This window comes from Protofrankia sp. Cas3 (genome assembly GCF_963555955.1).
Lineage (GTDB): Bacteria > Actinomycetota > Actinomycetes > Frankiales > Frankiaceae > Protofrankia.
This window is the reverse complement of the sequence record NZ_CAUVXP010000146.1, coordinates 5,724-15,422: the sequence shown is the minus strand read 5'-3', so window position 1 is coordinate 15,422 and position 9,699 is coordinate 5,724. Positions and strand designations below refer to the sequence as shown.

The following is a 9,699-nucleotide window of genomic DNA, read 5'->3' as shown; positions in this document are numbered from 1 at the left end:
AAGGTCGGGTCCACCGGCGTCATCCGGACGCCGCGGGGCCTGCCTGGGCAGATGCGGTCCGGGCTCGACGCGGGCGGCGCTGCGCAGCATCGTCGGCATCTCGAAATGCGGATCCTCGTACTCGGAGGGAGCCTCGCCGGCGGCGGGCACCTCAGGCAGGACGACGACCTCCGGTCCGGTCGGGGTACCGAGCCGGAAGCGGATCTCGCCGTTCACGTCCACGCTCTGCACCCGCTGGCCGTCGAGCCAGGTTCCGTTCGAGCTGATGTCCCGCACGGCCCAGCCCGCGCCGACCGGTTCGATCAGCAGGTGCCGGCGGGACACCCGACTGTCGGGCATGACGAAGTCGGCCGAGCGGGCACGCCCGACGACGAACGGCTGGCCGGCAGGCACGGTGGCCACGATGGCGCCGCTGACGACTCTGAGGGTCGTCTGCACGTGTTTCCCCCTTCAGGACGGGACACAGGCCGGATGCCCCGCCGAACTACTTCGACATGGATCGTCCGATCTTGCGGGTCGTCCGAATCGTAGCGTCGTCCACAAACCATGATCCAGGTTGGGTGGACCAATCACCACGGACACAACGCAGGGGGCAGACTGCGCGGGGTCGGCCATGTCGATACCGGACATGTCCACAGCAGTCATGACCACATCAGTCATGTCCGGAGACGACCGCCCACGAGTCCGACAGTATCCGCCAACGAGTAATAATTGCCTGTCGCCCACCCGGCGGTCCGGGAACTGTCGCTGATTCGACGCGGCGCGGGAACAGAGCGGAGATCCACGGGGTGACCGCCGGCTCAGCCGGCGGCCCCGGCGGGAAGGATGACGTCGGTGGCCGCCGCCCTCACCGCGATGCCGTTGCTGCCGGCCGTGGCACTCTGGATCCGCAGGTTGAACGGCAGCCCGGCGATCGGCAATGGAATCGCCGGCAGCGCCAGACCCCCGGGTAGAACCAGCGTGAGGTTGTTGTCCTTGACGGTGAAACCCGTTTCGATCGACTGCGAACCAATGATCGAACCCACGATCGGCAATGACACATCCACATTCACTTTGACCTTGCCGTCGCTGCCGGGCGCCACCTGGACCTTCCCGATCGGGAGCTTCAGGCTCGCCAGATAGGTGTTGAGATCGCTGTAGCTGATCTGCACATCGGCGGTCACCTTGTCCACCGGGACCTGCCCCACCTGGCCGCGGATCGCGTCCCCGAACGGTACGTGAACGCCCTGTAGGCGTGCTGTCACCGCCGAGATACGCGGCCCGGGTGTGGAGATGCCCGTCACCGTCACCCGCAGGTCGTCATACTTACCGAACAGGATCTGGGTCAGGAACGGGATGCCGCCGATGCTGACGTCGGTCACCGTGGGTGGCGCGACCGTCGGATCCTTGCTGGACTGGGCGACCGCCACCTGCGCCTTCGCCTTCATCTGGCTTTCGGCGATCGGTACCGACGCACGGTCGGCCACAACCAGCAACGCGAACAGCACGATCAGTGTGATGATCGGCCATCTGCGTCGACGCCGCCGGCGAGCCGGAGCGGTCGGCAAGGCCATCACGCCGGCCGGCTCGACCGGTGGCACGGCTGACGGGCGCTGCGCCGTGTAATCGGAACCGGCCCCGTAACCCGGGTACGCCGGGCCGCGGTCCGCCGGGCGCGACTCGTCCCGGTAGGACTCGTCCCGGTAGGACTCGTCCCGGTAGGACTCGGCTGGATGGGCACCGGCCGGATACGAATCGGTGCGTCGGGTGTCGGCAAGGGGCGGGTTCGCCGGCCGGACGGGATCGGCGCGGGTTCGCGGTTGTCGACCGGCCGGGCGGAACGAATCCGCCGGCGGCGGCGGACCAACGGGACCCACGACCTGTGCCTTGCGCGTTCCACCGCCCGGCTGGGTACCGGCGGGCGGTGGCAGGCGGCGGGTCGAGTCCTCCGACCCGCTACCCCGGTCCGAGTCGTCATCAGGTCCACGTCTCACGGTCTGGATGGTCGCACGATCGGCGGGTCCTGGCACGACTTGGGTCAGACAGGCGTCAGACCTCCCCGAACAGCTGCGGTGCCCGGTCGGACCCCTTCGGTGGGACGAGTCGGAAAACCGATCCGCGCGGGGCCGAATAGACGTTCCAGAAGTGCTCGGCCACCGCCTCCGGCGAGAGCGGGCCGGCAGGTGCGACGCGGGCCTCCAACACCACGGTTCGAAGCCGGATTCCACGCGCCTGCAGCACCGGCGCAAGCGACGTCCCGAGCGCGAGCAGACCGGCCTTGCCGATCGCGAGGGCGAAGCGCCCGGCGGCCGGTTCGGTGCGCAGCCCGGCCGCGGTCAGCAGTACGCATGTCGAAGGACGATCAGCCAGCAACCCCACAGCGGCCTGCACCACGGTGAGAGCGCCGGTCACGTTGACCGCCAACGTCTGGTTGACCGTCTCCGCCGACACCGACAGCGCAGTGCCCCGGATGCTCAGCTTCGCGTTGTAGACGACGGCGGTCAGGCCGCCGAGCCCGTCTGCGAGTTTACCCAACGCCGCGGTGACGGCGCCCGGCTCGGTGACATCGGCAACTTCGCCGGCGACCGCGACATCCTCCCGGGCGAGGTCGGCTTCGATCCGCCCGACCGTGTCGGCCGAACGAGCGATCACGCCGAGCGCGAAGCCCTCCCGGGCGAACCGGCGCAGGAGCTGGACGCCGAAGGCCCGCCCCGGTCCGACGACGACGAGCGCCCGCTCGTCCTCCTGCTGCTGCTGCATGCGCTTACCGTAGGAGAATTCCCGGATTGAGGATTCCGGCCGGGTCGAGGGTGTCCTTGACCGAGCGCAGGACAGCCATCCCGATGTCACCGATCTCCGCCGCGAGCCACGGCTGATGGTCGGTGCCGACGGCGTGATGGTGGGTGATGGTCCCGCCCGCGTCGAGGACCGCGCGGGTGGCTGCGGCCTTCACCGCCACCCAGCTCGCCACCGGTTCGCCGGGCTGGGGACACACGACGGTGAAGTACAGCGACGCGCCGGTCGGGTAGACGTGCGAGATGTGACACATGACCACCCCCGGCACATCCTGCGCGGCCAGGGCCGCGACGATCGCGTCCCGTACACCGGTGTACAGGCCGGGCAGCGTCGACCAGAACCCGGCCGTCTCCAGCGTCTCGGCGAACATCCCGATGTCCAGCAGGGCATCGCGCAGGTACGGGCCGCGAAAGCGGTCACGCACCCAGCTGGCCCCGATGTCGCGCCCCAACGCGACCGCGCCGGCCGCGTGCAGCAGTTCGCCGACCTCGGACCGGCGCGCGGCGACCCAGCCGGCCCGTCCCTCGTACCCGGTGATCAGCTGACAGCCGCCGCCGGTGCCGGAGTCGCCGGTGCCGGGGTCGGTGCCGGGGTCGCCGGTGCCGGGGTCGGTGCCGGGGTCGCCGGTGGCGGGGTCGCCGCCGACAGGGCCACCGCCGGGCAGGCCGGCCGCGGTCTCGACCTCATCCGAGAGCCGCACGACCGTCGGCAGCAGATCCCGCTGTGCCAGGGCGCGCAGCACGTCGGCCGCGCCGGTGAAGTCCGTCAGGCGCCAGCCCTCGTAGTAGGTCGCCTCGGGCCGGGGTCGCACCCGCAGCCGCACCTGGGTGATGACCCCGAAGGCGCCTTCGGAACCGAGTACGAGCTCGCGCAGGTCGGGTCCGGCGGCGGACGCGGGCGCGCGGCCGAGTTCCCAGGTGCCGACCGGGGTGGCGACCCGGACGCCGAGGACCATGCTGTCGAACCGACCGTGGCCGGCGGATGCCTGGCCGCTGGACCGGGTCGCGGCGAACCCACCGACCGTCGCGTACTCCCACGACTGCGGCAGATGGCCGAGGGTGAAGCCGTGCGTGGCGAGCCCGGCCTCCAGCGCCGGGCCGCGCATACCTGGTTCAACTGTGATGATATGTGACTCGGCGTCGACGCTGACGAGCCGGTTCATCCGGGCCATGTCGAGCGCGATCACACCGGCAAGGCCGGCACGGACGGCGACCAGGCCGCCGACCACCGACGTCCCGCCACCGAACGGAACCACCGCGAGCCGATGGCGGCCGCAGACCGCGAGCAGGGCGAGTACCTCGTCGTGGCTTGCGGGCAGGACGACCGCGTCCGGGGCATCCAGGGCGTCGCCGGCGCGAAGACGCAGCAGGTCGGTCGTGGACCGCCCACGGCAGTGCCGGACCAGGCTCGCCCGGTCGTCACGGACCCAGGCCGGGCCGAGCACGCCCACCAGGGCCGCGTGCGCGTCCTCGGCAAGGCTGCCCACCGGCAGCCGCAGCGCGTCAGTGCCCACCGGTGGGGTGTCCCGGCAGGCGGTACCCAGAACCTGTTCCAGCAGGGAGCGGACACCGGCGGGCAGCGGTATGTGCGCCTCCGCCGCGCCCCAGCCCCACCAGACCGTCCCGCCGTCAGCTCCCGTCATCCGGCCATCCCGTCATCCCGTCATCCCGCCATCCGGCCATCCGGCCATCCGGCCATCCGGCCAACACGAACAATCAGCAGGACTCGTTGTCGGCGGTGACACGACATACACTGTGACAGATGTGGTCACAGCGTGACCGTCCTATGCGCACCGTGTTACCGCACACCGTGTTACCTGACCGGGCCGGGGACGCGCAACCGGCCGGGTCGCTCAATCGCCGGCAGCGCGATCGGGATCTCGCCGATCTGACGGGCGGAACCGTCGTCGACGTTCTCGTCATCGGCGGCGGGGTGACCGGGACGGGCGTGGCGTTGGACGCCGCGAGCCGCGGCCTGTCCGTCGCGCTCGTGGAAGCCCACGACCTGGCCTTCGGCACCAGCCGGTGGAGCTCCAAGCTCGTCCACGGCGGATTGCGCTACCTGGCCGCCGGCGACGTCGCGCTGGCCCGTCAGTGCGCCCGGGAACGCGACATCCTGCTGCGCAGCACCGCGCCACATCTGGTGCGGCCGCTGCCGATGGTGTTTCCGTTGATGGCCGGCCTCCCCACCTCCGCTGCTCTGGTCGCCGACGCCGGCCTGCACGCCGCCGACCTGATCCGGCGTGGCGCCGGCACCCCGCGGTCGGTGCTGCCTGGGCCTCGACGGTTGAGCGCGGTCGAGACCCAGGCCATGGTGCCGGCGCTGCGGACCGCCGGGCTGCGCGGCGGTCTGCTGTCCTGGGACGGCCAGCTCGTCGACGACGCGCGCCTGGTCGTCGCGATCGCTCGGACGGCGGCCCGGTACGGCGCACGGATCATCACGCACTGCCCGGTCCGATCCATCGACGGGGATGGAGCCGCCGCGGTCGACATGCTCACCGGCACCGCGGTCACGTTCCGTTCGCGGTCAGTGGTGAACGCAACCGGAGTGTGGGCCGGCGAACTGTGCGGCGACATCACCCTGCGCCCGAGCCGCGGCAGCCACCTTGTCGTGGCGGACAGCGCCTTCGGCGGGCTCCGGACGGCGATCACCATGCCGGTACCGCATGAACGTAACCGATATGTGTTCGCGCTGCCGCAACTCGGTGGGCGGGTCTACGTCGGGCTCACGGACGAACCCGCCGACGCCGTGACCGACACCCCGGCGGCGACCCCGGCCGAGACCGAGTTCCTGCGCGACGTCGTCTCCAGCGTCCTCGCGGTACCCGTTGACCGGGCCGACGTCCTGGGCACGTTCGCCGGGCTGCGCCCGCTGCAGGCCGGGACGGCCAGGCGCACCGCGGACCTCTCGCGCCGCCACACCGTCGTCACCTCTGCCAACGGCGTGGTGACCGTCGTCGGTGGCAAGCTCACCACCTACCGGCAGATGGCCGCGGACGCCGTGGACGCGCTGGCGGGGGCACGTGGGCTGCGCACCGGGCCCTGTCGGACCCGAGCGCTGCCCCTGGTGGGCGCGGCCGAGCGGTCGGTGCTCGCCGACGTGGCCGCGCCGCGCCGGCTGGTCGCCCGCTACGGCACCGAGGCGCCCGCCGTGGTCGAGTGCGCGCGGGGCGATCCGGCACTGCTCGCGCCCTTGTGTGACCGCGTGGACACCACTGGCGCGGAACTGGTGTTCGCGCTGCGGCACGAGGGTGCTCTCGACGCCGGCGACCTGTTGGACCGGCGCACCCGCATCGGCCTGGTGCCGGCCGACCGTGCCGCCGCGCTCCCCCACGTCCTGGCCCTGCTCGCCGCCGCGGAAACCTGATGACGGTCAGGCTGTGTGGCCGGGTCATGTGGCCGGGTCATGTGGCCGGGTCATGTGGCCGGGTCATGTGGCCGGGTCATGTGGGGACAGGCCAGCGCAGTTCGAGGCAGGCCCTGCCGTCCGCGACGTCGGCGCTGACCTCAAGGACGGGTCCCGGCCACGACTGAGGCAGCCGAACCGGATCCACGAACGTCCCGGCCGCGACCGGAAAGGACACGAACACGCTGCCGGACTCGGGCGAGGACAGGACGGTCAGCAGCACCGGCCCGGCCGGAACCGAACGCAACGCCTGGCCGATCACGACCACGATCCCCTCCTGCAGGACGCCTGGACACCGGCGCAGGTCACCGGCAAGCTGCACCTCGACGTCGATACCCCGCGACTCGGCGGCCTCCACCACCGGCTCCAGCACCCCGAGTGACCCGGGCGGACCAGCCGTGGCGGCCAGTGTCCGGCGCAGCACCGACGCCCGACGGGTGCACCGTTCCCGCACCGCCGGGTCACGCGGGTCGAGCTGGCCGCCGGCGATCGCGCGCAGCAGCGGCAGGGTGTCGCTGTCGATGTCACGCAGGCCACGATCACGGTCGGCGAGAATCCGCGCGGCCGCTTCCGTCCGGCCGGCGAGCTCGGCCTCGTCCTGCATGGCCTGGGCGGTGGCCTCCGCTGTGCTCCGCAACGCCGGGCCGAACGCGGTGATCAGCGCCTGCAGAGACCACAGCCCGTACACGGCTGCGGTCAGGCGCGAGAGCGCGATCGGTCCGGTATCCCCGCCCAACAGCACGATCGAGACGAGCAGTACGGTCGCGGCGGCCACGGCCACCAGCCATTCCCGCGCCGGCCGGGATACCACGACCAGCACGAGAAGTACCGGAAGTGCCATCGTCGCCGGCCAGTCGATCATCCTGATCGTGTCACCGCCCGTGGTGTTGAGGCCACCAGCAGCGGCGGTCGTGAGCGCGAGGAGAGCCACGCCGACGGCCTCCAGCCGGTTGAGCCGGCGATGCCGCGTTACTCGAACGGCGAGGGCGACACCCACCCCGATCGCCACCCACAGTGCGACCGATACGACCGGCCGGTGCACCCGACCCCAGTAACCGAGCACCGCAAGGGCCAGCAGCCCCTGCCAACAGGCGACGGCGAGCGCGACCATCCGCCGCACGCCGGTGTCGTAGTGCCGGCGAAGGTAGGCGGCCGCATCGGCCGCCTCAGCTGGGTCGACGCGGGAGGCAGGCGCCCGCCAGGCCATCTCGACGGTGGTTCCATGCCCGGGCCGACTGTCGATCTTAATACTGCCGCCGACGTCAGCGACCCGTTCGGCGATCGAAGCGCGCAGGCCGAGCCGCTGCGGATCTGCCCGGCCGGGATCGAAGCCGACGCCGTCGTCGCTCACCGTGATATAAAAATGATCATCCTGCCAGTGAACGACAACCGTCGCCCGGTGGGTGCGGGCATGGCGCGTGACGTTAGTCAGTGCCTCCCCCGCAGCCGCGCTCAGCGCCGCCACCACCACCGGCGGCGGCTGCGTGTCGACGTCTCGGTGGATGCGCACCTGCACGTCAAGCCCGTTGTCACGGGCATCCGCGGCGAGCCGACCGATCCGATCGGTGAGGTCGGCACGGGCATACCAGTCGTTCCCGGCGATCAGGTCCGTCATCGCCTCGACGCTGCGGGCGCACCGGCGCCTGGTCAGCTCGTCGTCCGCGCCGCCGCCCCAGCCGATGCCGGTGAGGGTGTTGAGCACCGTGTCGTGGATGACCCGTTCCCGTTCCCGCCGGTCGCGCCAGCGGGCGTCCGCGACCGTCGCGGCCCGCAACCGCCCGGCGGCGACCGCCAACCGCGCATCCGCGGCGACGGCGTTGCGTCGCAGTCTGGTAGCGGCCAGCCGGAACACCAGGCAGACCGCGACGAGCAGGCTGGTCGAGCCGGCCACCTGGGGCATCGCCGTCGGTGCGCTGCTGAACTGCACAACCCCGAGCACCGCGACGACCGCGGGGAACACAGCGGCGGGCGCCCGCCAGGCAGCGACGAAACCGGCTCCGGTCAGCACCCGGAAGATCCAGGTACCACCGTCGCCGAGGGACTGGGGCGGCAGCCAGCAGGGAGCGCCCACACCGATGATCACCGCCGTGACGAATTCCCCGACCACCAGCCAGTTCGAGATCCGGCCGCGCATGGCGACACCGATGAAGACCAGGTCCCACAGCACGTCGCCGACCACCGCCACGAGGCGCTCGGGCGACCCGAGGTACCAGTCCTGCCAGATGACGACGTACGCGACGAGGACGACCAGCGACGCCACCCGCAGGATTGCCAGTACTCGAGCGGTGACGGATTCCAGCGCGTCAACGGCACGGCCATGCACGAACCCTCAGTCTGGACCCTCGAAGCGGCCGGGTGACACGGAACCGTCAGGAACCGACCGCTGTCGGTGAAATCCCGTCGATGGTGAGGGCCGCGACCCGGTCACGGTGCTCGATCGGATCCCCATAGCTGTAGGCCTCGCGCTTAGCCCGCTTGTAGAAAAAATGGGCGTCGTGCTCCCAGGTGTAGCCGATCCCGCCGTGATACTGGATCATCGCGGCGGTCACATCCCGGGCGGTCTGCGAGGCCTTGCTCTTGGCCACGGCGACCGCGAGCCGGCGGTCGGCGAGCCCGGCATCCAGCGCGTGCGCCGCATACAGGACCGCATGCTCCGACATGGTCACGGCGACGTGCAGGTCTGCGAGGTGGTGCTTGAGCGCCTGGAAGGAACCGACCGCCCGGCCGAACTGCACCCGGTCGCAGGCGTAGGCGACGGTACGCGTCAACGCCTCCCTGGCAAGGCCGACGAGGTCCCCCGCCGTGAGCACCGCGCCCCGATCGAGAAGTTCGACGAACACGCCCGTGGACGAGCCGGGAAGGCGCTGCCCGGGTACGCCGTCGAGAACCACCGAAGCCGTGCGCACCGAGCCGTCATAGCTTTCCAGGCCGGTCACCTGGACCCCTGGCAGACCCGGTTCGACCAGGTACAGCCCGACCCCGCCGCCGGGTTCCAGGGCCGCCACCACGATGATCTCCGCCGCTTCGGCGTAGTCGACGGGCAGCGCAGACCCGGTCAACCGGCCCCCCTCGTCAGCGCCGACCCGCACGCCGCTGGGGTCGTAGCGACCGGTAGGCCCCCGCAGCGCCACCGTGGCCACCAGCGCACCCGAGGCGACGGCGGGCAGCAGGGCCGCCTTCTGCGCATCCGATCCCGCCAGCCCAAGCGCCTCGCCCGCGAGCACCGTCGGCAGCCACGGCCCGGGTACGACGCCCGCACCGAAGGCGCGGGCAACCACCTGGGCGTCCACCAGGCCGAGCCCCAGGCCGTCGTACTCCTCGGGGACGCACACGGCGAGCCAGCCCTGCTCGCCCATGGCCTTCCACAGCTGCGCGGGAATACCGGTGCCGCCCGGGTCCTCGAACACGGCACGGACGGCGCTGCGATCAAACTGGTCCGCGAGGTAGTCGCGGACGGCTTCACCCAGGGCGCACTGCTCGTCGGTGAGCGCGAAGTACATGGCTGGTCCTATCGGAGGC

General features: G+C 71.4%; 7 protein-coding genes. 1 reads left to right on the top strand and 6 read right to left on the bottom strand.

All coding sequences use genetic code 11. The annotated features are described in order from the left end of the window. From U9983_RS21785 to U9983_RS21770, 4 genes are all read right to left on the bottom strand, one after another. Nucleotides 1-438 (bottom strand): FHA domain-containing protein (locus tag U9983_RS21785; protein WP_322755803.1); only part of this gene is annotated, 438 nt, incomplete at its 3' end. Between the two features lie 362 nt (nucleotides 439-800). Further along, on the bottom strand, nucleotides 801-1,973 hold the full coding sequence (locus U9983_RS21780) for a DUF2993 domain-containing protein (RefSeq protein ID WP_322755802.1): 1,173 nt from the start codon (nucleotides 1,971-1,973) through the stop codon (nucleotides 801-803). A 55-nt stretch (nucleotides 1,974-2,028) separates the two neighbouring features. Next, nucleotides 2,029-2,739: an SDR family NAD(P)-dependent oxidoreductase gene (locus tag U9983_RS21775; RefSeq protein ID WP_322748526.1), complete on the bottom strand. Its 711-nt coding sequence runs from the start codon at nucleotides 2,737-2,739 to the stop codon at nucleotides 2,029-2,031. A 4-nt stretch (nucleotides 2,740-2,743) separates the two neighbouring features. Further along, the gene (locus U9983_RS21770) at nucleotides 2,744-4,417 is read right to left on the bottom strand and encodes an FAD-binding oxidoreductase (protein WP_322755801.1); all 1,674 of its coding nucleotides are present in this window, start codon (nucleotides 4,415-4,417) and stop codon (nucleotides 2,744-2,746) included. A 143-nt stretch (nucleotides 4,418-4,560) separates the two neighbouring features. Between U9983_RS21770 and U9983_RS21765 the strand changes: the two genes are divergently transcribed. Then, on the top strand, nucleotides 4,561-6,141 hold the full coding sequence (locus U9983_RS21765) for a glycerol-3-phosphate dehydrogenase/oxidase (RefSeq protein WP_322755800.1): 1,581 nt from the start codon (nucleotides 4,561-4,563) through the stop codon (nucleotides 6,139-6,141). 76 nt (nucleotides 6,142-6,217) lie between these two features. On the opposite strand, the gene U9983_RS21760 is transcribed toward U9983_RS21765, so the two are convergent. After that, on the bottom strand, nucleotides 6,218-8,503 hold the full coding sequence (locus tag U9983_RS21760) for an ATP-binding protein (protein ID WP_322755799.1): 2,286 nt from the start codon (nucleotides 8,501-8,503) through the stop codon (nucleotides 6,218-6,220). A 46-nt stretch (nucleotides 8,504-8,549) separates the two neighbouring features. Then, nucleotides 8,550-9,680, bottom strand: a complete 1,131-nt coding sequence (locus U9983_RS21755; RefSeq protein ID WP_322755804.1) for an acyl-CoA dehydrogenase family protein — start codon at nucleotides 9,678-9,680, stop codon at nucleotides 8,550-8,552. Nucleotides 9,681-9,699: the final 19 nt, after the last annotated feature.

What these genes read in the sequence shown, in the direction of transcription:
- U9983_RS21775 (WP_322748526.1), bottom strand. Translation starts at nt 2,739, where the DNA reads ATGCAGCAGCAGCAGGAGGACGAGCGGGCGCTCGTCGTCGTCGGACCG.
- U9983_RS21770 (WP_322755801.1), bottom strand. Translation starts at nt 4,417, where the DNA reads ATGACGGGAGCTGACGGCGGGACGGTCTGGTGGGGCTGGGGCGCGGCG.
- U9983_RS21765 (WP_322755800.1), top strand. Translation starts at nt 4,561, where the DNA reads ATGCGCACCGTGTTACCGCACACCGTGTTACCTGACCGGGCCGGGGAC.
- U9983_RS21755 (WP_322755804.1), bottom strand. Translation starts at nt 9,680, where the DNA reads ATGTACTTCGCGCTCACCGACGAGCAGTGCGCCCTGGGTGAAGCCGTC.